17 protein-coding genes are annotated in these 24640 nt (G+C 67.8%); 7 read left to right on the top strand and 10 right to left on the bottom strand.

The annotated features are described in order from the left end of the window. On the top strand, window positions 1-950 hold a 950-nt coding region (locus tag RTQ83_RS05585; RefSeq protein ID WP_312511919.1), incomplete at its 5' end, for a DUF4380 domain-containing protein. 4 nt (window positions 951-954) lie between these two features. Here RTQ83_RS05585 and RTQ83_RS05580 read toward each other — a convergent pair. The 5 genes from RTQ83_RS05580 to RTQ83_RS05560 form a co-directional block, all read right to left on the bottom strand. Further along, on the bottom strand, window positions 955-1845 hold the full coding sequence (locus RTQ83_RS05580; RefSeq protein WP_409456081.1) for an SMP-30/gluconolactonase/LRE family protein: 891 nt from the start codon (window positions 1843-1845) through the stop codon (window positions 955-957). 8 nt (window positions 1846-1853) lie between these two features. Then, window positions 1854-3242: an MFS transporter gene (locus RTQ83_RS05575; protein ID WP_312511914.1), complete on the bottom strand. Its 1389-nt coding sequence runs from the start codon at window positions 3240-3242 to the stop codon at window positions 1854-1856. Between the two features lie 72 nt (window positions 3243-3314). Further along, entirely contained in the window at window positions 3315-4901 is a 1587-nt protein-coding gene (locus RTQ83_RS05570; RefSeq protein WP_312511931.1) for an aldehyde dehydrogenase (NADP(+)), read from the bottom strand. An 11-nt stretch (window positions 4902-4912) separates the two neighbouring features. Next, window positions 4913-5824, bottom strand: a complete 912-nt coding sequence (gene kdgD, locus RTQ83_RS05565) for a 5-dehydro-4-deoxyglucarate dehydratase (protein ID WP_312511912.1) — start codon at window positions 5822-5824, stop codon at window positions 4913-4915. A 121-nt stretch (window positions 5825-5945) separates the two neighbouring features. After that, the gene (locus tag RTQ83_RS05560; RefSeq protein WP_312511910.1) at window positions 5946-6674 is read right to left on the bottom strand and encodes a FadR/GntR family transcriptional regulator; all 729 of its coding nucleotides are present in this window, start codon (window positions 6672-6674) and stop codon (window positions 5946-5948) included. A gap of 180 nt (window positions 6675-6854) precedes the next feature. Here RTQ83_RS05560 and RTQ83_RS05555 point away from each other — a divergent pair, with 180 nt between their 5' ends. From RTQ83_RS05555 to RTQ83_RS05535, 5 genes are all read left to right on the top strand, one after another. Next, entirely contained in the window at window positions 6855-7592 is a 738-nt protein-coding gene (locus RTQ83_RS05555) for a rhamnogalacturonan acetylesterase (protein ID WP_312511908.1), read from the top strand. Next, window positions 7589-10759, top strand: coding sequence for a pectinesterase family protein (locus RTQ83_RS05550; protein WP_312511905.1), 3171 nt, complete (start codon window positions 7589-7591; stop codon window positions 10757-10759). Before RTQ83_RS05555 ends, RTQ83_RS05550 begins: the two co-directional genes overlap by 4 nt. A gap of 122 nt (window positions 10760-10881) precedes the next feature. Further along, window positions 10882-11589: a FadR/GntR family transcriptional regulator gene (locus RTQ83_RS05545; protein WP_312511902.1), complete on the top strand. Its 708-nt coding sequence runs from the start codon at window positions 10882-10884 to the stop codon at window positions 11587-11589. A 290-nt stretch (window positions 11590-11879) separates the two neighbouring features. Then, a complete protein-coding gene (locus RTQ83_RS05540) occupies window positions 11880-14693 on the top strand; it encodes a TonB-dependent receptor domain-containing protein (protein WP_312511899.1) in 2814 nt (937 codons plus the stop codon). A 16-nt stretch (window positions 14694-14709) separates the two neighbouring features. Beyond that, entirely contained in the window at window positions 14710-15885 is a 1176-nt protein-coding gene (locus RTQ83_RS05535; protein ID WP_312511897.1) for a hypothetical protein, read from the top strand. Between the two features lie 4 nt (window positions 15886-15889). On the opposite strand, the gene RTQ83_RS05530 is transcribed toward RTQ83_RS05535, so the two are convergent. From RTQ83_RS05530 to RTQ83_RS05520, 3 genes are all read right to left on the bottom strand, one after another. Next, complete coding sequence (locus RTQ83_RS05530) at window positions 15890-16729, bottom strand: alpha/beta hydrolase (RefSeq protein WP_312511895.1); 840 nt, start codon at window positions 16727-16729, stop codon at window positions 15890-15892. 167 nt (window positions 16730-16896) lie between these two features. Further along, complete coding sequence (locus RTQ83_RS05525; RefSeq protein ID WP_312511893.1) at window positions 16897-19329, bottom strand: ABC transporter permease; 2433 nt, start codon at window positions 19327-19329, stop codon at window positions 16897-16899. Continuing rightward, window positions 19326-20018: an ABC transporter ATP-binding protein gene (locus RTQ83_RS05520; protein ID WP_312511891.1), complete on the bottom strand. Its 693-nt coding sequence runs from the start codon at window positions 20016-20018 to the stop codon at window positions 19326-19328. Before RTQ83_RS05520 ends, RTQ83_RS05525 begins: the two co-directional genes overlap by 4 nt. Window positions 20019-20422: 404 nt before the next feature. Here RTQ83_RS05520 and RTQ83_RS05515 point away from each other — a divergent pair, with 404 nt between their 5' ends. Next, window positions 20423-21262, top strand: a complete 840-nt coding sequence (locus tag RTQ83_RS05515) for a GNAT family N-acetyltransferase (RefSeq protein ID WP_312511889.1) — start codon at window positions 20423-20425, stop codon at window positions 21260-21262. Between the two features lie 50 nt (window positions 21263-21312). Here RTQ83_RS05515 and RTQ83_RS05510 read toward each other — a convergent pair whose 3' ends face one another. Together RTQ83_RS05510 and RTQ83_RS05505 are read right to left on the bottom strand one after the other, a co-directional pair. Next, window positions 21313-23754, bottom strand: a complete 2442-nt coding sequence (locus tag RTQ83_RS05510; RefSeq protein ID WP_312511887.1) for a family 43 glycosylhydrolase — start codon at window positions 23752-23754, stop codon at window positions 21313-21315. After that, window positions 23751-24626: an aldose 1-epimerase gene (locus RTQ83_RS05505; protein ID WP_312511885.1), complete on the bottom strand. Its 876-nt coding sequence runs from the start codon at window positions 24624-24626 to the stop codon at window positions 23751-23753. The genes RTQ83_RS05510 and RTQ83_RS05505 overlap by 4 nt, the downstream gene beginning before the upstream one ends. Window positions 24627-24640: the final 14 nt, after the last annotated feature.

Genomic DNA, 24640 nt, shown 5'->3' with positions numbered 1-24640 from the left:
CCCAGCTGCCGGCCCACCACCTGGACAACGGCACGATCCGCGCCACCGTTACCGACGCCATCGGGGGCCGGCTCCTGCACTTTTCGCTGGCCGGCAAACCTAACTTTTTGCTGGTGAACGAAAGCGCCGGCGATCCACGTGCGCCGGTCGATGCCAACAGCGGCAATGTCGGCTACCTGGGTCATGAAGTCTGGGTCGGCCCGCAAAGCCATTGGTGGCAGCACCAAAGCGTCAACCCGTCCCGCGCCGCAGCAAAGGCGCCGTGGCCGCCGGATCCTCACCTGAGCCTCGCCAGCTACACCGTCACCGCGCGCAGCGATCGCCACATCGCATTCGACAGCCCAGCCAGCCCGGTCAACGGCATCCAGCTGCACAAGCGCTATGCCCTGGTCGACGGCCAGCCGAACACGCTGGAACTGCAGGCGCGCGCCACCAACCGGCGCGAGCGCGACGTCGCCTGGGACCTGTGGTTCAACACCCGGGTACGTCCCGACACCATGGTCTATGTGCCGGTGGCGGGTAAGGAAGACGTGCGTACCGAACCGGCCGGCGCCCTGCCCTACATGTTGGGCGATGGCGTCATGTCGCTCGACCTGCCGCAAGCGGGCCAGCCGGCACGCAAGGGCAAACTGTTCGCCCAGCCGGCGGCAGGATGGATGGCGGGTTTCCACGGCGGCCAGGCCTTCATCGTGCAGTTCGCACACCAGCCACGCGCCGCGATCCATCCGGAGCAAGGCCAGGTCGAACTGTACCTCGACGCCGACCCTGCAGCACCGGGCAAAGGCCTGCTGGAGATGGAAGTGCATGCGCCTTATCGAAAACTGGCGCCGGGCAGCGACATGACGGCGTCGGAACGCTGGACGATCCTGCCCTACGACGGCCCGGCGACGCGCGACGCGCACCTCGCCTTCCTGCGCAAGCAGGCCGTGCTCCTGAAGCCGATGCGATAAAGGCTCAGGCCCCGAACGGCGTCTCGGCCAGACCCTGCACGCCGGGGCGCAGTAGTAGGACGGCGCCGGCGTCGCCGCCGGAACCAATGGCTCCGTTGGGATCGATCGACGTCACTAGCAGCGTTTGCAGATCCGGCCCGCCGAACGCACACATCGACGGCTTGGCCATTGGCAGCGCGATCTCGCGATCGAGCCGGCCATCCGGCGTAAACCGCTGCAGCACGCCGCCGTCGTTGGCGCAGGTCCAGTAGCAGCCATCGGCGTCGACCGCGGCGCCGTCTGGCCTCCCTTTCTGCTGCGCCAAGTCGAGGAAGACCCGCTCACGCGAAGGCAGGCCGGTATCGATGTCGTAATCGTAGGCCCACACCACGCGCCGCTGCGGGTGCGAATCGGACAGGTACATGGTGCGCCCGTCGGGCGACCAGGCCAGGCCGTTCTGGGTCAACAGGCTCGACACCACCGGCCCATGCAGTCCGCCCTCGCGGCTGTAGCGATACAGTCCGCCGACCGCCTTCGCGGCGCCCATGTCCATGAACATGGTGCCGCTCCAGAAGCGTCCCTGGCGGTCGCAGCGGCCGTCGTTGAAGCGCATGCCCTCGCCCAGTTCTGCAGCCGGCGGTGCCGCCAGCCGCGTGGCGACCACGCCGTCGGCATCGCCCAGCGCCAGGTGGAAGAGTCCGCTTTCCATCCCGGCCACCAGGCCCCCGTCGGCGGCGGCCGCGATGCAGGCCACCATCTCGTCGGCCTGCCAGTGGCGCAGCGCGCCGCTCGCATGCTGCATGCGCCAGATGCGGCGCGCCGGGATGTCGACCCAGTACCAGCTTTGTTCGCCCGCGTGCCAGATCGGGCATTCGCCGGTGGCGCAGTGCACGCCGGCGACTCGTTGCATCTCCATCGCAGTCCTTACAGGTGGGTGATCTCGCTGTGACGCGGCACCAGCGCCTTCATCACCAGCCACGCCACCAGGTAAGCCAGCGCGCAGATCGAGAACATGATCATATACCCGGTCTGCAGCTGGCCCAGCGCGCCGTAGTGGTCGAACAGCCAGCCACCGAGCTTGGTGAGCAGCACGCCGCCGAGGCCACCGGCCATGCCGCCGATGCCGACCACCGAACCGACGCTGTGTTTCGGGAACATGTCCGACACGGTGGTGAACAGGTTCGCCGACCAGGCCTGGTGCGCCGACGCGCCGATGCCGATCAGGATCACCGGCACCCAGAAGCCCAGGTAGCCGAGCGGCTGCGCCAACAGCACCACCAGCGGGCACAGAGCGATGATCAGCATGGCACGCATACGGCCTGAATAGATGTCGGCGCCGCGGCTCAGGAAATACGTCGGCAGCCAGCCGCCGCCGATGCTGCCCACCATCGTCATGCTGTACAACACCGCCAGCGGGATGATCATGTCGGTGCTGGCCATGCCATACTGCGCCGACATGTACTTCGGCAGCCAGAACAGGAAGAACCACCACACGCCGTCGGTCATGAATTTGCCGAAGGCGAAGGCCCAGGTCTGGCGGCAGCCGAGCAGCTTGAACCACGACGAGCGTTTCGGCACGTCGCAGGCGCCCACTGGCGTCGCGGCGTCGCTGTTGATGTAGGCGAGTTCGTCGCGGCTCAGGCGCGACTGGCGTTCCGGCGTGTCGTACAGCCAGATCCAGAGGCCCATCCACAGGAAGCCGATGGCGCCAATCACGATGAAAGCCGCCTGCCAGCCCCAGAACTCGGCGATCACCGGCACCGACAGCGGCGCCAGGATCGCGCCGACGTTGGCACCGGAATTGAAGATGCCGGTGGCGAACGAGCGCTCGCGCTTGGGGAAGTATTCGGCGGTGGCCTTGATCGCAGCCGGGAAGTTGCCGGCTTCGCCGATCGCCAGTACCGCGCGGCCGATCATGAAACCGGCGATCGACACCGGCACCACGGCCAGGCCGATCGAGGTGAATACCGTGTTGACCGCTTCGCCGAGGGCGATCGCGTAGGCGTGGCCGATGGCGCCGAGCGACCAGACCACGATCGCCAGCACGTAGGCGCGCTTGGTGCCCATGCGGTCGATCACGCGGCCGGCGAACAGCATCGAGATCGCGTACACGAACTGGAAGGTGGCGGTGATGTTGGCGTAGTCGGTGTTCGACCAGCCGAATTCCTTGGTGAGGGTCGGCGCCAGCAGGCTCAGGACCTGGCGGTCCAGGTAGTTGATGGTGGTGGCGAAGAATAACAGGGCGCAGATCGTCCAGCGATAGCGGCCCATGACCGACTGCTCTGCCGGCATGCTGATGACTTGCTGATTCATGATGATCAGTTCTTTTCAAGTGTTGTACAGCCGGTGTCTCCCCCGGCTGGTGCTGCAATCGAACTTAAAGCGTTACGCGGCTCCTTTGGCTTTCAGCTCCCCGTCCTGCAGGCGCGTCAGGCCAAGCGGATTGGCGTCCTGCAGTTCCTGCGGCAGCAGGCTGCCCGGGATGTTCTGGTAGCACACCGGCCGCAGGAAGCGGTCGATGGCGCTGGCGCCGACCGAGGTGCTGCGACTGTCGCTGGTAGCCGGGAACGGGCCGCCGTGGACCATCGCGTGCGACACCTCGACGCCGGTCGGGAAGCCGTTGAACAGCACGCGGCCCGCCTTGCGCTCCAGGATCGGCAACAGTGCGGCGGCGGTGGCGTGATCCTGCTCGGTGGCGTGCACGGTGACGGTCAGCTGGCCATGCAGCTGCTCGGCGGCTTGCAGCAGTTGCTGCGCATCGGTGAAGCGGACCACTACCGCGGCCGGGCCGAACACTTCGTCTTCCAGCGCCGGGTTCCCGAGATACGCGGCGGCGTCGCAGACATACAGCGCGGCCTGTGCGGCGCAGCCGTTACCCTGCTCGCCGCCGCGTGCCACCAGTTGCAGGCCTTCGACCGCGCCCAGTTTGGCGACGCCGCTGTTGTACGCTTCGTGAATGCCGGCGGTGAGCATGGTGCCGGCGCCCTTGCCGCCCAGCGCAGTTCCGGCGGCGCTGACGAAAGCATCCAGTTCGCTACCGGCCAGCGCGAACACCAGGCCCGGGTTGGTGCAGAACTGGCCGACGCCGAGCGTCAGCGAGTCGACGAAACCATTCGCCAGCCCGGCGCCACCAGATTGCAATGCGCCCGCCAGCAGGAATACCGGGTTCACGCTGCTCATTTCGGCGTACACCGGAATCGGTTCGTTACGTGCCGCAGCGGCGCGCACCAACGCCAGGCCGCCCTGGCGCGAGCCGGTGAAGCCGACCGCCTTGATCGCCGGGTGCGACACCAGCTGCTGGCCGACCGTGCGGCCGTCGCCGAACAGCATCGAGAACACGCCTTCCGGGAGGCCGCATTCCTGTACCGCGCGCTGCACGGCGCGGCCGACCAGCTCCGAGGTGCCGGGATGGGCGCCGTGGGCTTTCACCACCACCGGGCAGCCGGCAGCCAGTGCCGAGGCGGTATCGCCGCCCGCCACCGAGAACGCCAGCGGGAAGTTACTGGCGCCGAACACGGCGACCGGGCCGAGGCCGATCTTGCGCAGACGAAGGTCGGGACGCGGTGGCGCGCGCTCGGGCAAGGCGCTGTCGATGGTGGCATCCGTGAAGTGGCCGTCGCGCACCACTTTGGCGAACAGGCGCAGCTGGTTCACGGTGCGCATGCGTTCACCTTCCAGGCGCGCCTGCGGCAAGCCGGTTTCCAGCATGGCGCGCTCGATCAGCGGCGCACCGATGGCCAGGATCTGTTCGGCCACAGTCTCGAGGAAGCGCGCGCGCTGTTCCAGCGGCAGCGCGCGGTACGGATCGAACGCCTGTTGCGCCAGGGCGCAAGCCTGCTCCACGTCCTCGCTCGTGGCCTGGCCGAAGGCCGGCTCCAGGTTGGCGCGGGTGGCCGGATTGAAGCCGAACGCTTCGCCACCGGCGCCGCGCACGCAGCGCGCGCCGATGATCATTTCACCCAAAATGGACATCACAGCAGACATCACAGCACTCCGTTCTTCTTGAGCAGGTCCAGCAGCATCTGGTCTTCTTCGGCGGTGAGGTCGGTCAGCGGCGGACGCACGGGACCGGCGCCATGGCCGACCAGGCGCGCGCCGGCCTTGATGATGCTGACCGCGTAGCCGGCCTTGCGGTTGCGAATCTCGAGATAGGGCAGGAAGAAGTCGTCGATCAGGCGGTTGGTGGTCTCTAGATCGCCCGACGCGGTGGCGTGGTAGAAGTCCATCGCCAGCTGCGGCACGAAGTTGAACACGGCCGACGAGTACACCGGGGTGCCGAGGGCTTTATAGGCGCCGGCATACACTTCCGCGGTCGGCAGGCCGCCCAGGTAGCTGAAGCGGTCGCCCATCTTGCGCCAGATCGAGACCATCAGTTCGATGTCGCCGTTGCCGTCCTTGAAGCCGACCAGGTTCGGGCAGCGGTCGGCCAGCTTGGCCAGCGAGTCCGGGGTCAGGCGGCAGTTGGCGCGGTTGTACACCACCACGCCGATTTCCACCGAGCGGCACACCGCTTCGACGTGGGCGATCAGGCCGTCCTGACTGGCTTCGGTCAGGTAGTGAGGCAGCAGCAGCAGGCCCTTGGCGCCCTGGCGCTGGGCTTCCTGGGCGTGGGCGATGGCGGTGCGGGTCGGACCGCCGCAGCCGGCCAGGATCGGCACCTTGCCGGCGCAGGTATCGACTGCGGTCTTGATGATCTGGCCGTACTCTTCGCCGTGCAGCGAGAAGTATTCGCCGGTGCCGCCCGCCGCGAACAGCGCGGTCGCGCCGAATGGCGCCAGCCACTCGAGGCGCTCGGCGTAGCCTTTCGGGTTGAAGTCGCCCTGGGCGTCGAAGTCGGTGATCGGAAAGGACAGCAGGCCGTGCGACAGGACTTGCTTGAGTTCATTCGGTTGCATTGCGACGTCTCCATTGGTCTAGTTGTTGGACTGGACTGACGCGAAAGTTGTATCACCGCGTCAAGTTGTAAGTCATCGTACAACTGAACCGGAGAGGTCGCAAGCAAAAAATTGCTTTTTTTTAGTTGAGCATGTTTTCCAGACGACGCTGTGCCTGCACCAGCCGTTCGCGGCTGTTGGACAGGTGCATGCGCATCGCGGCGCGCGCCGCTTCCGGATCGCGTCGCTCGATGGCGCGGAAGATGTCGTCGTGTTCGCGGCTGACGCGCTCGAGGAAATCGGCCGGCTTGTCCTGCTCTAGCACCGGCGTATTCAGGCGTGCGCGCGGGATGATGGCGTTGCCCAGCTGCTCGAGGATATCGACGAAATAGCGGTTGCCGGTGCTTTGCGCGATCAAGAGGTGGAAGCGCTTGTCGGCCTCCACCGCCGACCTGCCCTCGGCCATCGCCTGCTGCATCTCGCGCAGCGCCGCGGCCAGTTCGTCGACCTGCTCCTCAGTGCGGCGGCTGGCCGCCAGGCCGGCGGTCTCGGTCTCGACGCCGATGCGTAGTTCCAGGATCGACAGCACGTCGCGCAGGGTCAGCATGTTTTCGGCTTCCAGCCCGAGACCGGCTTGCGGACGCTCCAGCACGAAGGTGCCGATGCCGTGCCGGGTCTGCACCAGGCCGGCCGCCTGCAGGTGCGAAATCGCTTCGCGCACCACCGTGCGGCTGACGCCGTGCTGGCTCATCAGGGAAGATTCGGTCGGCAGCTTGTCGCCCGGCTTGAGCATGCCCTGGCGGATGACGGCGCTGATCTGTTCGACCACGCCTTGTGCCAGACTGCGGTGCTTGCGTTGCGGGAGGTTCATGGTGGGCGACGTTGAATGAAAAGGATGGCGGGATTATACGCGAATGAATGGCTTGAGACATCTTATTGTCTGACATCTGATCTCTTTAGTGGCGAGCTGGAGGTAGTGGTACAGCCGCCTTGCTAGATTGGTCAGACCAAACTAGAATCAGCTATCAAAAAAATATCAGGAGACACCGCCATGCCCTTCGTCCGCCCACTTCCCCTGCTCTTTTGCCTGTTCACCGGTGCCGCCTGGTCGGCACCGGCGGTCCACGACCGCATCATCCTGGTGGGCGACTCGACCATGGCCAGCACCACGGGTTACGGCGACGCGCTGTGCGAACGCCTGACGCCGGACACTGCCTGCATCAACCTGGCGCGTGGTGGGCGCAGCTCCGGCAGCTTCCGCGCCGAAGGCCGCTGGGATGAAGTCACGGCGTTGCTAAAGGACGGCGCCGGCTACCGCCGCACCTATGTGCTGATCCAGTTCGGCCACAACGACCAGCCGGGCAAACCGGGACGCTCGACCGATTACGCGACCGAATTCCCGGCCAACATGACGCGCTACGTGCAAGAGGCGCGCGCGCTGGGCGCCGTGCCGGTGCTGGTGACGCCGCTCACGCGCCGCAGCTTCCGCAATGGCTACGTGAGCAACGACCTGGCGCCGTGGGCCGGCACGGTGCGCACGATCGCCGCCAGGACACGCACGCCGCTGGTCGACCTGAATGCGCTGTCGCTGGCGGCGGTGCAGGCCATGGGCGCGGATGAAGCCAACAAGCTCGCCCGCGCCGGCGCCAATTTCGACTACACCCACGTGGGACCGCTCGGCGCCGAGCGTTTCTCGGACATCGTCGCGCGCGAACTGGTACGCCAGGTGCCGGAACTGGCTCCCGCGTTCGTAACGGCGCCGACTGTCGCTGTTCGGGGTGCGCAATGAATGCCACCATGCTCGCCGCACTGGCGCTGGCGCTGGCCGCTCCCACGGCTTTCGGCGCGGTCCGGCCCGCAGCCGTTTCCACACCGCCGGCCGAGCGCCAGCAGGCGCCCGCCGACACCTGGGCCGCGCAGGACGGCGGCACGCGCGGCGGCGCACTTGCCGCTCCCGGCCACGTGTACACGGTCGGCAACCGCGCCCAGTTGCTGGCGGCACTAGAGGCGCCGGCACCGGCCCGCATCGTGCGCCTCACGGCCACCATCGACATGAGCGAGGGCCGGCCATTTGCCGACAGCGCCGACCAGGCCCGGCGCGGCAATGTGCGCATCCCGTCGAACACCACCCTGCTCGGCGTCGCGGGCGGCGCCGGCTTCGTCAACGGCAGCCTGCTCATCACGGGTGTCGAACAGGTCATCGTGCGCAACCTGGCGATCCGCAATCCCTGCGATGTCGGCCCCAAATGGGATCCGCGCGACGGCCCCAAGGGCAACTGGAATTCGGAGTTCGACGGCATCACCGTGCGCGACGCGCGCCACGTCTGGATCGACCATAACAGTTTCACCGACGCTCCCGACACAGACGACCGCTCGCCGATCGAGAACGGCAAGCGCAAGCAATGCCACGACGGTGCGCTCGACATCTCGCAGGGCGCCGACCTGATCGCCGTCACCTACAACCACTTCACCCAGCACGAAAAGACCATGCTTATCGGCGCGGGCGACCGCCACACCGGCGACCAGGGCCGACTGCGCGTCACGCTCAAGGGCAATCTGTTCGAGCACGTGGCCGAGCGCGCGCCGCGCGTGCGCTTTGGTCAGGTCCACCTGCTCAACAACCTGTACGTGGGCGAGCGCGGGCGCGCGGTATACGGACACGGTTACAGCATCGGCGCCGGGCATGCCGCGCGCATCGTCTCCAGTGCCAACGCGTTCGAGGTGGCCGGCGCCACCGAATGCCGCCAGCTGGTGCGCGATCCGGGGTCGAGTCCCGGTGTCTTCACCGACAGCGGCTCGCTGCTCAATGGCCGGCCACTGAACAACTGTCCGTTCAGCGCCGGCGCCAGTTTCCAGGTCCCTTACGCCTATACTGCCCTGCCCGCGGCGCAGGTCGCGCAGCATGTGCGCGCCAACGCCGGCCAACGCGCTGCAATCGTTGCCACGCCCGACCCGGCCGGCGTCGCCGAGGCACGCTTCATCCCGGCCGAGGGCGCGCCGTTCGTGCTGCGCGCGCGGCGCCAGGCCAACGGCGACTGGCAAGGCGCGAGCCTGCAGCTGGCCGATAACGGCAAGACGCTGCAGATCGGACTGCTCGAAGCGCGCGCCGGGACGGTGCAACGCCTCAAGCAGGTGCGGCGCCGCGTGACACCGTCAACCATGCCGCTGAGGCTCGGCCTGGCCGCCGACCTCGATGCCGGCCAGCTGGCGGTGCTGCTCGACGGTGAACGCGTGACCACTGCCCTGGCCGTCCCGATGACGGCGACCGAGGCGCCCGACTGGGAAGCTGGCCCGCACCGCGTGCTCGGCGTGCGCACCAACCCGGCCGGATCCGCGCCGCAGCGCGTGACCGCCTACGTGGCCGAACAAGGCCTGGTGCTGCAGGCCGGCGATCCGGCCGAGATCGTGCGCACCGGTGGCGCCTATGATCTGGTCGCCGTCGCCGACGATCCCCGCGTCGCCCGCGTCGACCTGGAGAGCGGAGTGTTGCGCGTGACGCCGCTGGCTAGTGGACGGACGGCGGTCACCGTCAGCAGCGCCAGCGATCCGTGGCCGCAGGCGCGCTTCGCGGTCGTGGTTGGCCAGCCCTTCGCCGCACTGCCGGATGGCGTGCGCGCCGGCGTCACCCGTCCGGCAGCCGGCGAGCGCGGCGTCCCCCCGGATACCCCGCTGCGCCTCGTTCTGCCGAAGAACGCGACACTGAGCGATGCCGGCAGCGTGCGCGTATGGCGCAAGCGCGACCGCCAACTGGTGGCCGTGGTGCGTCCTGGTGAATCGGTCAGCGCGATCGGTCCTGCACCGCGCCAGCGCCTGGTGCGCCGGCACCTGCTGCGCGTGATCGACGGCGAACTGCGCGCCAGCCTGCCGCAGGCGCTCGACTACGACACCGAGTACGAAGCCGTGGCCGAGGCGGCGCTGGTGCGCGGCGCGCAGTTCGACGGCGCACGCTGGAGCTTCCGCACGACGGCCCAGCGCCCGGTCGGCGACAGCGTCACCGTGGCGCAGGACGGCCGCGCGCATTTCCGCACCGTGCAGGGCGCGTTCGACTATGCCATGTCGCTGCCGCGCGCCATGCCGCTCACGGTGAACGTGCGCGACGGCGTCTATCCCGAACTGCTGTACCTGCGCGACAAGGACAACCTTACCCTGCGTGGCCAGAGCCGTGAAGCGACGGTCATCCGCGCCGCCAACAGCGACACCCTGAATCCCGGTTCCGGCACCGGCCAGGAACCCGGCGCGCCGGGCCTGCAAGGCGGGCGCGCGCTGTTCCTGGCGCAGGACAACGACCTGCTCGAGATCCGCGACATCGCCCTGCACAACAGCACCCTGCGCACGGACGGCCACTCGCCGCAGGCCGAGACGCTGTTCTTCAGCAGCCGCGACGGCCGCCTGCTGGTGAAGAACGCCCACTTCCTGAGCGAGCAGGATACGCTGCAGCTGACCGGCTACAGCTGGTTCCATAAGTCTCTGGTGGAGGGCAACGTCGACTTCATCTGGGGCAACAACCGCGCCGCCCTGTTCGAGGACAGCGAGATCCGCTCCATCGGCGACAGCGCGAAACCCGACAGCGGCGGCTACATCGTGCAGGCGCGCACGATCGGCGCGGACCAGCCGGGCTTCGTCTTCCTGCGCTCGCGCCTGACGTATGGCCCGGGCCCGGCCGGCAACCTGCCGGCCGCGGGCAGCGCCTACCTGGCGCGCTCGCCCGGCACCGCCAACACCTGGGACCACGTCGCCTTCATCGAGTGCACGGTCGGCGCCCACATCGCGCAGGATGGCTGGCTGCGCCGGCCAATGCCGAACCCCGCGCAGGGCGGCTGGCGCGAGTACGGCAACCGCGGGACGGACGGCGCGCCGCGCAGCTACGGCGGGACCGCGCTCGACCAGGCGCAGGCGGCGCAACTGTCGAACCGCGCCGCGCTGTTCGGTGCGCGCGGCTGGAACCCGCAACCGTAAACCGGCCGTCCATGCGTCCCGGCTGTATCGACTGTATACTTACGTGACTTGCAACATTAACGTCGGCAAACTAAGATTCGCTACTTCGGCAGCGGACGCCGACTCTCCGGGAACCCTCACCAATGAAAAAACCAGCAGCGCGCAATGAACCAGGCGAACCAGGCACCACCGAGCCGCGGCTGTACCGGGTCGTGTCGGCCCGGATCGAAGAGCTGATCCGCGCCGAGAACATCAACGCCGGCGAACGCCTGCCGGCCGAGCGCGAACTGGCGGCCAAGCTGGGCGTGAGCCGCACCTCGCTGCGCGAAGCGCTGATCGCGCTCGAGCTGAGCGGCAAGGTCGAAGTGCGCGGCGGCTCCGGCGTGTATGTCAGCGAACAGGTCGCGCCGCAGGCCGACGTGCCGACCGCGGGGCCGGGCCCGTTCGAGGTCCTGGCCGCGCGCCGCCTGATCGAGGTCGAGGTCGCGGCGCTCGCGGCCAAGCATGCTAGCGATTCGGCCATCGACGCCATCCTGCGCGCGGTGGAAGAGATGGAACAGCACCACGAAGACCGCAGCGGCAACGAGTCGGCCGACCGCAACTTCCACCTGGCGATCGCGCGCGCCACCGGCAACAGCGCGATGGTCGGCGTGATCGAATACCTGTGGAGCCAGCGCGGCTCGCTGTGGCACAAACTGAAGGAACACTTCCAGACCGAGGAGCTGCGCCAGCAGACGCTGCTCGACCACCGCAACATCTTCGCCGCCATTGCCTCGCACGATGTCGCCGGCGCCCGCACCGCGATGCGCGCCCACCTGGACCGCGTTACCCGCACCTTCTCGCGCGGCTAAGCCGCAACCCCTTCCCCTGCGGCCGGCCCTGCCCGGCCGCCGCCCCTCTCGCGGCGCCGCTCCGCGCCCGCACGACACTCTCCGCGTACCGCATCCGCCACAAATGCGGATAGACCAAAATAATCCGGCACATCCAGATTGATTAAGCGGTAGGACCAGTTTACAATTGTTTTCATACCAATCATTCGCAGGCGCAGAGCGCCCCGCGTTTGCACCGGGCTGCAGGGCAACCATGCGCGATCCGGAGACACATTCGGACGCATCTGATGACGACAAGCAGGAGACACACAATGAACTACCCTCGCACGACGGCGTCCCAGCCGCGCTTTCTTTTATCGAGCATCGCCGTGGCCGCCATGCTGCTGGCGCAAGGCGCGTCGGCGCAGGACGCCGCCACCCAGCGCGTCGAAGTCACCGGCTCATCGATCAAGCGCCTGGCCACCGAGAACGCACTGCCGCTGACCACTTATAAAGCCGAGGAACTGGCCAACCAGGGCCTGACCACGATGACCGAGATCGCAGTCGCCCTGACGGTCGCCACCACCAACGAGCCGGTGGGCGGCGGTGGCGGCGGCACCATGATCAATATGCGTGGCCTAAACACCAACCGCACGCTGGTGCTGCTCAACGGCCGGCGCCTGGCCAACGAAGCGCTGGGCGCGAGTTCGGTCAACGTCGACGTGATCCCGATGGCTGCGATCGAACGGGTCGAAGTGCTGCGCGACGGCGCCTCGGCCCTGTACGGCACCGACGCCATCGCCGGCGTGGTCAACTTCATCACCAAGAAAGCGGTGCAGGACGTGACGCTGCACGCCAGCACCGTGCAGCCCGAGAAATCCGGCGGCGGCCAGCAAAAGCGCGTCACCATCGTCGCCGGCAAGGGCGACATGGCCACCGACGGCTGGAACGTCTACACCGCGTTCAGCGCCCAGCGCCGCGATTCGCTGCTGCAGCGCGACCGCCCCGGCATCTGGGACCCGGACAAGCTGGCGTCGCTGGGCGGCACGCCGTTCACCGCCAACACCTCGGGCGGTTCGGCCTCGCCCGCCAACTTCACCATCTACCGCAACGGCCGCCCTGCCAACATCACCGGCAACCCGTATTTCGCCAGCGGCTGCGTGGCCCCGGGCCTGCCCCAGACCACGGTGCCATCGACCCGCACCAATGCCAACGGCGCCAATACCTGCATCACCGATCCGTCGATCTATCCCGAACTGCTGCCGGAAAACCAGCAGGTGACCCTGTTCACCAAGGCCGCGCTGGCGCACGGCGACGGCAAGATCTTTAGCGTCGAACTGAATCTGTCGCGCTCCTACATCGACGCCATCAGCGGCCCGCAACCGTTCGGCAACAACACCGACTACGACCGCCTTACCGCATCGCGCCGTCCCCTGATGATCACCAGCGCCAGCCCGTGGTACCCGGGCGGCAGCGGCGGGGTGCCGGCGGTGGCGGGCCTGAACGGCGAAGACCTGGCACTGACCTGGAGCCTGGACGAACTGGGCGCCGTCAAGCTGCACGACGTGCAGACCAACCACCGCTTCGTGATCGCCGACGAAGGCCAGGTGAGGGGCTGGGACTACCGCGTCGGCGCATCCTATGGCTATAGCCACCGCGAGAGCGGATTCAAGGAAAACTTCGTGCGTACCCCGGGCGTGTACGCGGGCGTGGCCAACGGCATCCTGAACCCGTTCGGTGCCCAGGACGCGGCTGGCCGCGAGTACCTGGCCAGCATCTCGGCCGACGGCCAGAATTTCCGCGAAGCGGACGTGCGCTACTACGGCGCCGACTTCAACCTGAGCCGCACGCTGATGGATCTGCCGGGCGGTGCGCTCGGCATCGCGGTCGGCGGCGACTGGCACCGTGAGACCTTCGCCGAAACCGCCACCATGATCGGCGACGAAGTGGTGTGGCGCGTCTCTGGCACGCCCGGCAACAGTCCGAGCGGCCAGCGCAAGGTCGCCGGCCTGTACGTCGAACTCGATGCCCCCGTCACCAGGCAGCTCGACCTGAACTTCGCGCTGCGCGGGGACCATTTCAGCGACTTCGGCGACACTTATAACCCGAAGGCCAGCTTCCGCTACCAGCCGGTGAAAGCGCTGATGGTGCGCGGCACGGTGAGCAAGGGCTTCCGCGCGCCGACCCTGCCGGAACTGTACGGCACCCCGCGCACACTGCAGCCGTCGACCTCGAGCTGGGACGATCCGCTGCTGTGCCCGAGCGCGACGCCGAACGTGGCCGGTTCCGGCACGCTCACCACCGACCCGCGCTTCGCCGGCCTGGGGCTGGACGCGGAACGCGTCTGCAACACACGCCTGACCACGCTGGTGGGTGCCAATCCCGATTTGCAGCCCGAGAAATCGAAGACCTATACGATCGGCTTCGTGATCGAGCCAGTCAAGAACTTCGTCGCCACGATCGACTTCTGGAAGATCGACATGGAAAAGACGATCGCCCAGATCAACGAGGACTCGATCTTCGACAACCTGGACCGCTACCAGGACCTGTTCGTGCGTAACCCGGACGGCACGCTGCAGTACATCACCAAGACGCGCCTGAACATGGGCGGCCTGAAAACCCAGGGCATCGACCTGAGCCTGAACTACTCGCTGCCGACCGCGAACTGGGGCCGCTTCGGCTTCTCGATGGACGGCACCTACACCGACAAGTACGAAGGCCAGAACGACGAAGGCAGCCCGTGGGTCGACAGCGTCGGCCGCATCGGCGCCCTGGCCACCGGCTCCACCTCGGCCAACACCTACATCTTCAAGTGGAAGCACCAGGCGCGCGTGAACTGGAGCTACGGCGCCTTTTTCGCCCAGCTCACCCAGCAGTACTCGTCGACCTACGAAGACACCAACGCCCTGCCGACCCAGCAACCGGGCCAGCCGTTCTACAACGTGATCGCGCCGTACCGCGTGTACAACCTGGCGACCACCTACAAGGTGACGCCGAAGTTCAAGATCGGGCTCGGGGTGAACAACCTGTTCGACCACGATCCGCCGCTGTCGAACCAGCGCCTGTCGTCGCGCGTGGTGTTCGCCCAGAACATCGCCAAGCCGATCGGCCGCGCGTTCACGGCGCGTGCGGACTACACGTTCTGAGCGTGGTCCCGGCGTGATGAAGCGACCTTCGCTGGTGCTGTGCGCCGTGCTGGCCACGGCAGGCTGCGCGCGTTTGGCGCAGCTTGACCCGGCCAACGTGCCCCACGTGCGTCAGGCGGCGCCACCCGACGGCTGGGCGGCGCAGGCGGGCGGCACGCGCGGCGGGGCCGAGGCGCCGGCTGCCAACGTGTTCACCGTCTCCGATGCGGCGCAGCTGCGCGCCGCCCTCGCCAAACCGGTCGAGGGCGGCCGCATCGTGCAGGTGAACGGCATCATCGACATGAGCGAAGGCAGGCCGTACACCAATCATGCCGATCAGTCGAAACGTGGACGGGTGGTGCTGCCGTCCAACACCACGCTGGTCGGGCTGGGCACGCGTTCCGGCTTCATCGAAGCGCACCTGCTGGTGTCGAAGGTGTCTCAGGTCGTGATCCGCAATCTACACTTGCGCAACCCGTGCGACGTCGAACCGCGCTGGGATCCGAAGGACGGCGACGGCAACTGGAACTCGGAGTTCGACGCCGTCTCGGTCGTCGCCGCGCACCACGTCTGGGTTGACCGCAACAGCTTCACCGATGCGCCGTTCACCGACGACCGGCAGCCGCTGGGGAACGGCAAGGCCATGCAATGCCACGATGGTGCGCTCGACATCCGCGATGCCAGCGACTACGTGACCGTTTCGTACAACCACTTCGCCCTGCACGCCAAGAACATGCTGATCGGCGCTAGCGACAAGGCGGAGGGCGACACCGGCCACCTGCGCATCACCCTCCATCACAACCTGTTCGAATACATCGCCAGCCGCGCCCCGCGCGTGCGTTTCGGCCAGGTCCACCTGTTCAACAACTATCACGTGGGCGACCGCAAGCACCCGGCCTACCCGCACGGCTACAGCGTCGGCGTGGCAAAACAGGCCCGGATCGTCTCGCATGCCAACGCGTTCGAGATCGCCGGCGCCCGCAGCTGCCGCGACGCGATCAAACCGTTCGCGAGCGGCCAGGATGCCGGCAGCTACAGCGACGCCGGATCACTGCTCAACGGCGCCCCGCTCGGAGCGTGCGGTGCCGAATCGGCGCCATCCTTCAGCGTGCCGTACCGATTCGCGCCGCTAGCCGCCGCAGACGTGCCGGCGTATGCGCGCGCCCATGCCGGCGCCGGCAAGCAGGACATCCAGGCCGAAGCGCGCCACTAACGGATCAGCTGCGCAGGAACGCCAACAGCTCGGCGTTAAGCTGATGCTTGTGCGTCGACGGCAAGCCATGACCCGCACCTTCATACACCGACAGGCGGCCTTGCGGCAGCATTTCGACGGCGCGGCGGGCGGTGGTGGCGAGCGGCACGATCTGGTCGTCGTCGCCGTGGATGACGAGGGTCGGGATCGTCATTTTTCCCAGGTCGGCGCTGAAGTCGGTCTCGGAGAACTGCTTGATGCAGGCATAGGCGCTCTTGATGCTGCACTGCAGGCCCTGGAACAGGAACGACTGGCGCATGCCTTCCGACACCTTGGCGCCGGCGCGGTTGAAGCCGAAGAACGGCGTGCTCAGGTCGAGGAAGAACTGAGCGCGGTCGTTGCGCACGCCGTCGCGGATGCCGTCGAACACCGACATCGGCACACCATCCGGATTCGCGGGCGAGACCACCATCTGCGGCGTGACGGCCCCGATCAGCACGGCCTTGGCGACGCGCCCGGTGCCATGGCGTCCGATGTAGCGCGCCACCTCGCCGCCGCCGGTCGAATGGCCAACCAGCGTGGCGCCGGTGATGTCGAGCGTGTCGAGCAAGGTTGCCAGGTCGTCGGCGTAGGTGTCCATGTCGTTGCCGTGCCAGGCCTTGCTCGAGCGCCCGTGGCCACGGCGGTCATGCGCGATCACACGGAAACCATGCTCGGCCAGGAACAGCATCTGGTCTTCCCAGGCGTCGGACGACAGCGGCCAGCCGTGGCTGAACACCACCGGCGTGCCGTGGCCCCAGTCGGTGAAGTGGATGATGGTGCCGTCGCCGGCGGTGACGGTATCGATGGTGCGTGCTTTGCTCATGGTGGTTTCCTTTGGGTGGCGTCTCGCTGCGCTGGAGCGCTTCGGTTCGGACTATGGATGCGCCAGACGGTCTGGCCCATGGATTATCGAACGCCGCGCCACCCATTCCCTGATGCGAAAGTGGTGGCCCGACTCCCCCTTTTGGGGGGGTGGTCCACCCGGGATGCTTACCGGAGCGCCTGGCCCGGGCGCATCGCCAGTGCGCTCCAGGTATGCCGCAGCGCGGCCAGCAGGGCGACCAGCGCCACGCCGAGCAGCGCCAGCCACGGCGTCGCATACACCAGCGGTGCATGCTCGATGAAGCCGGCCTGGTAGCGGCCGACCGCAAGGAATGCCAGCGGCAGCCCGAGCAAGGCGGCCACGCCGACCAGAGCGCCCATCTCGCGTCCGAGCAGCACGGCGATCTGCGGGCGGCCCGCGCCATACAGCTTGCGCAGCACGATTTCGCGCGCGCGCCGCTGCACGATCGAGGCCGACAACGCGTACATGCCGAAGGCGGTGATCGCCAGCGCGATCGCCGTGGCCAGCGCCAGCAGCCGCGCCAGGCGCATGTCGTCGGCATAGTTGGCGGCCAGGACCTCGCCCGCGCGTTCGGTGTGCATGATGGCGTCCGGGAAGTAGCGGTTCCACAGTGCCGCCACGGCGCGCTCGGCATCCTGCACCGACGTCGTGCTGCGCACACTGGCAACGCCGGCCCAGTCGGTGGCGAGCACATACAGCGTGGCGCGCGGCTCGTCGCGCAGCGAACGGAAACGCAGTTCCGGTGCGATGCCGAGCACCTGGTACGGCACCATCTTGCCGTCGTCGCCCGGATGCAGAACGGTCTGGCCGACCGCGGCCTGGGGCGTGGCGAAGCCAAGCTGACGCGCGGCGATGGCATTGATCACGACCGGGCCCACCGCGTTTTCCTGGTCCAGGCGCGGATCGAACAGGCGCCCCGCCACCGGCCTCAGGTTGTACACGTCGAAGAAATTCGTGTCGATCATCTTCACTTCGGCCGACACGCTGGCGCCACCGTCGCGCTTGATGTCCTGGATCAGGCCATTGCCGGTGCGCCCGACCACATGCTCTGACAACACCAGGCTGTGCACGCCCGGCTGCTGGCCCAGCGCCGTCATGAAGCCGCGCACCGCATCGTTCTTCTTGCCGCGTTCGGGCAGGTCGACGATCAGCAACGGGCGGGCGTCGAAGCCGGGCGAAGCGTTGACCGCGAAGCGCGTCTGCAGCGCGATGCCCAGGGCCAGGCTGGCCAGGCCGACGGCAGTGGCGATCTGCACCACGGTCAAGCCCTTGCGCAGGCGCGCCGTGGCCTGCGACTCGGTATTGGTGCGGCCCGCCAGCGCCTGGGCGGGTCGCACGCGCAGCGCGGTCCAGGCGGGCTGCAGACCGGCCACGATGCCCAGCGCGACGCCGGTCAAGAGCGCCGCCGCCAGGTTACCCGGTGCGAACAGATGCTCGAGCTTGCGGTTGACCAGTTCCGCGAACAGGGGCAAGGCCAGCCAGGCCAGCATCAGGCCCAACACGGTGGCCAGCAGCGACACCAGCAGCGACTCGGCCATGAATTGCAGCACGATCTGGCGCATGCTCGCACCCAGCACCTTGCGCATGCCGATCTCGCGCTGGCGCCGCAACACGCGCACCGTGGCCAGGTTGACGTAATTGATGGCGCCAAGTGCGAGGATCAGCAGCGCCACCACTGCCAGCCCGGTCACGGTGGTGCGGTCGCCGCGGTCGCCCGGTGGCGACACCGGATTGCGCGCCACGTCGCGGTCGAAATACGCTTCGCGCAGCGGCGACAGCGCCAGGTCCATCACCTTGCGCCCGCCCAGGCGCGCACGCACGGCGGGCGGCACGCCCTGCACCGCCGGGGCGGTATCGAGCGCACGCTGGAGTGCAGCCGCCACCTGCGGCACCGCGTCCGGGTTCGGTATCCGCAGCAGCAGCCGGCCCCAGGCACCGCGTTCGCCGGTCTGCAGCTCGGCGCGCATGGCCGGGTCGTTCAGGACCGAGACTACGCCATACAAGGCCTCGAACGGGATGGTCGTGTTGGCCGGGGGGTCGGGCACGATGGCCGCCACGTGCAGCACCTTGTCGCCGATCTGGACGGTCCGGCCGAGCGCGCGGGCAGTGCCGAACAGGCGTTCGGCGCCCGACACGGTCAGTGCCAGACCTTCGGGGCGGGTCAAAGCCGCCTCCAGGTCGCCTTCGACCGCGCGCAATCCCAGCACCTGCGCGAAATGCGGCAGCACCAGCAGGCTCGGCATCTTGTGCAGGGCAGCGCCCACTTTGACGGTAGGTACGTCGGCGCGGAAGAAGGCGGTCGCGTCGCTCACGCCCGGGGTCTTCAGTGCGCTCGCGCGCAGCAGCAGCGGGGCCTGGTCGAACCAGGGCGCGACCGGGTCGACGTTGAAGCGCTGCTTGACCACATAGATCTGTTCCACCTGCGGCACGTGCGCGTCGTAGCGCCAGGAATACTGGACGAAGCCTAGCAGCAGCAGGCAAGCCGCGAAGGCAAATGAGAGGCCCAGGATGGCGATCGCGCTGTAGCCGGGCTCGCGCACCAGGTGGCGCAATCCGATACGGAAATCGTCCAGTCTCATGATGCCACCTGCATCAGGACAGCACCATCGGCTTCGATCCGGCCGTCGCGCATGCGCACGGTGCGTCCGGCCTGCGCGGCGTGCTCCGGCGAGTGGGTGACCATCACCACGGCGGTCCCTTCGTCGTTGATCTGGCGCAGCAGGCGCATCACCTCGTTGCCATGTGCGGTATCGAGATTGCCGGTCGGTTCGTCGGCCAGAAGCAAGGCGGGACGCGCCACCAGCGCGCGTGCGATCGCGACGCGCTGCTGCTGTCCGCCCGAGAGCTGGGATGGGCGGTGTCTGGCACGGTGGGCGATGCCGAGCCTGTCGAGCAGCGCTGCCACCCGTTCGCGCCGTTCCTGCCTGGGTACGTCGGTGTACGCCAGCGCCAGCTCGACGTTTTCGGCCACGCTCAGTTCTTCCAGCAGGTTGAAGTCCTGGAAGATGAAGCCGATGCGACCGCGCCGCAGCTTGTTCAGTTCCATCTCGCTCCAGCCGGCGATATCCCGGCCGTCGAACCAGTATTCGCCGCTGTCGCAGGTTTCGAACAGGCCCAGCACCGAGAGCAAGGTCGACTTGCCGCATCCCGAGGGGCCGGTGATGGCGAGGTATTCGCCGGCGCCGATGTCAAGCGACACACGATCCAGCGCGGTGGTCTTGACCTCGCCTCCCGTGAACGATTTATTGAGGCTGACTAGCTTGAGCATGCATTCTCCTTTGTTAGACGTCGCGGGCGAGCCGTGTGGATGAAGTGGCGTACTTGGTCGAGCGTTCGTGGTTCGGCCAATCGAAGCGATACAGCAGGAACCGTATTGCCAGCTTAGCACGCCATTTCGTCTATATAGCAATATTTTTACCTAGACCTAGCACTCCAGGCTTACCCATACAGTATTCATGCATTCCACATAAAAGAAGGTATATTGTCTATTCGGACGAATATTGATATTAGATGCGCAAACATTTCTAGCTACACTCAGTGCCCCGTACAAGGAAGCGAACACCATGGCACTCACCCCACCCGACGCAGGCGACAAAATCATTCACTCGGGTTCTCTGTCCTGCTCGCCCGCATCGTCGGGGTCTGAAGTGCATGCGATGAGCGCGGTGACCTTTGCGCCGCAGGACGCCCGACGACCTGGCATATGCCGCGTCGCTGACCCTGGCCGAAAACTGGCACAGTGAAACACTGGAAGAGTTCGAAGGGTTCTACTCACATGCTCCGGCAGGCTGTCTGGTCGCGGAACGGGACGGCCGAGCGGTCGCGATCGGCGTCGCGACGCCCTACGGGGATGCCGGTTTCCTGGGCCAGATCGTGGTCGCGCCCGAGGTACGCGGACAGGGAGTCGGCAGCCTGGTCGTCAACGCCCTGCTGTCCTGCCTGCAGAGCCAGGGCGTGCGCAGTGTCTACCTGAACGCCACCGCAGCCGGGGCTCCCCTCTACGAACGACACGGTTTCCGCATGATTCAGCCGTCGCTGCGCTATGCGGGCAAGGTACGTGGGGCGTCTCACGCGCATGTCCGTTCCATGCGCGCGGGAGATCTCGACCGGGTGTGCAGTCTTGACCGGCTGTGGTGGGGACAGGACCGCGGTTTCTTCCTCAATCGACGCTGGGGTCTGTACCCCGACCTCTGCCAGGTCCTGGAACAGGATGGCGCGATCGCGGGTTATGCGATGGCCCGCCGCCGTGGCGAAAAACTCTGGATCGGACCGTGGTGCGCTGCCACCCACGTCGCAGCGCCGGAAGCATTGCTCGAAGCGCTGGCGCAGCCGGGCGTCGAGGTCCAGGTGCATGCGGGCGTTCTCGCGTCGAGTGCGCGCGCGATCCGTGCGCTCGGTTGCCTGGGACTCGCGCAGTCCGCTACTGCGCCATGGCGGATGGTGTGGGGCCACGACGCCGCGCTCGGGCAGCAGATGGAAATACTGGCAAACGGCACGTCAGCCAAGGGCTGAACCGACCGGACGTCTCGAAGAAAAACCGGCACTCTGCCAGGTACGCGAGGTCAGGGCGTAATGCGCACGTAGTCGATATCTGCCCAGGCATCGCGGGCGCCGGTGGCGAACAGCCCGATCTGTGCGCCCACCCAGCGGCCCATGGTGGAGTCGAACGGCTCGCCCAGTGCCGTGAAGCGCACGCCGTCAGCGCTGTACGAGAACGCTACCCGTGCGCCATGCGTGACATGCATGCGCAGCGAGACCGCATACCCAGGCAGTGCCGCACCGATCGTCTCGGCGCAGGCACCATCCAGCGCGCAGCGCACCGACACAATGCGCGGTCGCCCCTCGACCCGGCGCACGCCGAACCAGTCACTCTCCAGGCCCATCGTTCCCAGGCCAACCTGGTCGCCATCACGCTGCGCGCGCAGTTCCACGCGCGCCGTGACGCCAAAGGCCGGCGCCGGGAATTTCTGCGTCAGCACCGATGGCAATGCGCGTACCGGCAGCGCAGGTTGCGCGAACAGGCGCAGGTGGCCGGCGCGCGCATCCAGCGCATGCCAACCCGGCTGCGGATTAGCCGCCCATTGCCACTGCGGCCCGAGCACCGCGCCGTCGAACTCGTCGCCGACGGCCGGCGCGCGGCGCGCGAACTCTCCCCCCACCGGCTTGGCATGCTCGCGCACCGGCTGGCCGACGCCGGGTTTACCGGATGGCTCTCCGATCAGCGGCCAGTCGTCAATCCAGCGCAGCGGCTGCAGTTGGACCACGCGGCCATAGGCGCGCCGGTCCTGGAAGTGAAAGAACCAGTCGCCGCCCTGCGGCGTCGTGACCCAGGCGCCCTGGTGCGGCCCGTTGATGTCGGTCGCGCCCTGCTCCATCACGATCCGGTCTTCGTACGGCCCTTCGATGCGGCGCGAACGGAATACCGATTGCCAGCCATGCTCCACGCCGCCGGCCGGCGCGAAGACGTAGTACCAGCCGTTGCGCTTGTACAGCTTCGGTCCCTCGAGGGTCCGATAACCCGGCAAACGGTTGCCGTCGATGACGACGCTGCCTTCGCGGTCCAGCAGCGAGCGCCCGTCCGGCGCCATGCGGCGCAGCGTCAGCACATTGTTGAAGCCCGCGCGGCTCTTGGCCCAGGCGTGGATCAGCCAGGCCCTGCCGTCGTCGTCCCACAGCGGCGCGGGGTCGATGATGCCCTTGCCCGGCAACAGCAGGTGCGGCGCGCTCCAGGGGCCAGAGAAATCAATGGCGGTGGTGACGTACACGCCGTGGTCGGGATCGGGATAGAAGATCCAGAAGCGGCCGTCATGGTGGCGCAGGCTCGGCGCCCACACGCCCTTGCCGTGCTGCGGCGTCGCGAACGCGGCCCCGGGCACCAGCTGCGGCAAGGCGTGGCCGACCAGCTCCCAGTTGACCATGTCGGTTGACGTCAGCAGCGGCAGGCCCGGTGCGTTGGCAAAGCTCGACGACACCATGTAGTAACGGTCGCCCACGCGGATCGCGTCGGGGTCGGAGTAATCGGCGTGCAGGATCGGGTTGCGGTAGCGGCCATCGCCCAGGTCGGGCGACCATGGAGCGCGCGCCGCCACCGGCCCGAGCGTGCGAGCCAGGAAGCCGGTCATGGCATCGACCGTGGGCGCTACCCACGGGTCGAACAGCCAGAACGAATGGGGTGCGCCGTCCAGTGCCACGGTGTCGGTCGGGATGCCGTATGTCGCCAGCCTGGCGGCCAGCGCCTCGCGTCCGCTCGAAAAACGCGGCACGCTGCTGACGATGAACTGCACCGGTGGGCTGTCCTTGCCGGCATGCGTCAGCGGCGACGCCTCGCGCCACAGCGCCGCCTTGTCGGCATAACGCCCGCCGAACCAGGCACCGGCGGCGGATGGATTCTTGGCCGGGTCGTCCTCGTGGCGCAATGCTTCCTGCGACGTGAAGTCGGACAGGCCGTCGATATTGATCACGGCGCGCACATCGTGCGGACGCGTCAATCCGACCAGGGCCGCGATCTGGCCGCCGGCCGAGCCGCCGGCGATCGCGACCCGCGCCGGATCGATCCTGTAGCCGCCCGCCTGCGCGCGTAGCCAGTCGAGCGCCGCCTTGACGTCGTCGATCGCGGCCGGATAACGGGCCTGGCCCGACAACCGGTAGCTGACCGTGGCGGCGGCGTAGCCGTGCGCCGCTAGGCGCGCGGCCAGCGGGGCCATGTTCGAACGTTCGCCGCTGCTCCAGCCGCCGCCGTGCACCAGCAGTACCAGCGGCGCCGGCGCCGCGCCGGGTGCAGGCAGGTACAGGTCGAGCGCCAGTGCCAGCTCGCCGCGCCGCACGTACACCAGGTCCTTGCGCACCTGCACCGGCGCAGGCGCCTCGGCGCTGGCGATGCGGAGGAAGGGGTAATCGCGTACCAGCTTGCGGTAGGTGGTCTCGGCGTTGTAAGGCGTTTGCGCCGCCGCCGGGACGGCGACAGCGGCCAGCATCAGCGCTGTCGCCAGCTGCGTGCACCTCATGTCGACGATCCGGTGAACACGCAGCGCCGCCGCAGCGTGGCGCCGGGCGCCAGCACGCTCAGGCCGGGATGCCCCGGCAGATTATGCGCATTGATCGGATGGTCGACCGGTTCGAAGCAGAAGAAGTCGCGTCCGGGCGGCGCGTACAGGATGAAGTAGTCCATGTCGGCTTCGATGCCGAGCGCCACGCCGCGCGCCGGCCAGTCGATGCGCGCCAGGCCGGACCAGCCGTCGAACACATGGTCGACGCCGTCCGGCGGCAAGGCGGCCGGCGCATCGAAGCGCCAGCACACCGGAATAGCGGTGCGCTCGACCGGCAGTTTATCGGGTCCGCTTTGCCAGACGCCGTCGGCGCCGGCCTGCAGACGCGCGCCCTGCGGGTCGGACATCCAGGGATGCAGGCCGATCCCGAACGGCAGGCTCTCCGTGCCCGTATTGCGCACTGCGATGTCGACCGCCAGCGCCGCGCCCTCCAGCGTATAGCGCAGTTCTGACTCGTAAGAAAAAGGTGTCGCGTCGCGGCGCTCGAGGACCAGCGTGAGCGAGGTATCGGTGTGCGCCGCCACCCGCCACTCCTGCTGCCAGCCGTCACCATGGATCGGGCACGGCTCGCCAACCCGGTTCGGCGCGGGCACATAGCAGCGCCCTTCGAAAACGAAGCCCGACGGCGCCATGCGGTTCGACCAGGGCAGCAGCGGGAAGCAGGCCAGCTGGCCCGGCGCCGGCTTGCCCTCGAAGTCGGCCGGCAAGGGGCGCAGCAGCGGTTCAGGCCGCGCGCCGCCGAGCCAGTCGAGCCGCGCCAGGCCACCGCCCACCTGCGGCACGACCTCAAGCAGCAGTCTGTCGTTACGCAGGATGAGGCGATCGATCATGGCGCCAAGGCGGA

The organism is Massilia sp., assembly GCF_031995545.1.
Taxonomy (GTDB): domain Bacteria; phylum Pseudomonadota; class Gammaproteobacteria; order Burkholderiales; family Burkholderiaceae_D; genus Telluria.
The sequence above is the reverse complement of the archived record's forward strand: the minus strand, read 5'-3'. Positions and strand labels throughout refer to the sequence as shown.

Excerpts from the sequence above, each read along its gene's own strand:
- RTQ83_RS05580 (WP_409456081.1), bottom strand. The coding sequence starts at position 1,845 with ATGGAGATGCAACGAGTCGCCGGCGTGCACTGCGCCACCGGCGAATGC.
- RTQ83_RS05575 (WP_312511914.1), bottom strand. The coding sequence starts at position 3,242 with ATGAATCAGCAAGTCATCAGCATGCCGGCAGAGCAGTCGGTCATGGGC.
- RTQ83_RS05570 (WP_312511931.1), bottom strand. The coding sequence starts at position 4,901 with ATGTCCATTTTGGGTGAAATGATCATCGGCGCGCGCTGCGTGCGCGGC.
- kdgD (WP_312511912.1), bottom strand. The coding sequence starts at position 5,824 with ATGCAACCGAATGAACTCAAGCAAGTCCTGTCGCACGGCCTGCTGTCC.
- RTQ83_RS05560 (WP_312511910.1), bottom strand. The coding sequence starts at position 6,674 with ATGAACCTCCCGCAACGCAAGCACCGCAGTCTGGCACAAGGCGTGGTC.
- RTQ83_RS05555 (WP_312511908.1), top strand. The coding sequence starts at position 6,855 with ATGCCCTTCGTCCGCCCACTTCCCCTGCTCTTTTGCCTGTTCACCGGT.
- RTQ83_RS05550 (WP_312511905.1), top strand. The coding sequence starts at position 7,589 with ATGAATGCCACCATGCTCGCCGCACTGGCGCTGGCGCTGGCCGCTCCC.
- RTQ83_RS05545 (WP_312511902.1), top strand. The coding sequence starts at position 10,882 with ATGAAAAAACCAGCAGCGCGCAATGAACCAGGCGAACCAGGCACCACC.
- RTQ83_RS05540 (WP_312511899.1), top strand. The coding sequence starts at position 11,880 with ATGAACTACCCTCGCACGACGGCGTCCCAGCCGCGCTTTCTTTTATCG.
- RTQ83_RS05535 (WP_312511897.1), top strand. The coding sequence starts at position 14,710 with ATGAAGCGACCTTCGCTGGTGCTGTGCGCCGTGCTGGCCACGGCAGGC.
- RTQ83_RS05530 (WP_312511895.1), bottom strand. The coding sequence starts at position 16,729 with ATGAGCAAAGCACGCACCATCGATACCGTCACCGCCGGCGACGGCACC.
- RTQ83_RS05525 (WP_312511893.1), bottom strand. The coding sequence starts at position 19,329 with ATGAGACTGGACGATTTCCGTATCGGATTGCGCCACCTGGTGCGCGAG.
- RTQ83_RS05520 (WP_312511891.1), bottom strand. The coding sequence starts at position 20,018 with ATGCTCAAGCTAGTCAGCCTCAATAAATCGTTCACGGGAGGCGAGGTC.
- RTQ83_RS05510 (WP_312511887.1), bottom strand. The coding sequence starts at position 23,754 with ATGAGGTGCACGCAGCTGGCGACAGCGCTGATGCTGGCCGCTGTCGCC.
- RTQ83_RS05505 (WP_312511885.1), bottom strand. The coding sequence starts at position 24,626 with ATGATCGATCGCCTCATCCTGCGTAACGACAGACTGCTGCTTGAGGTC.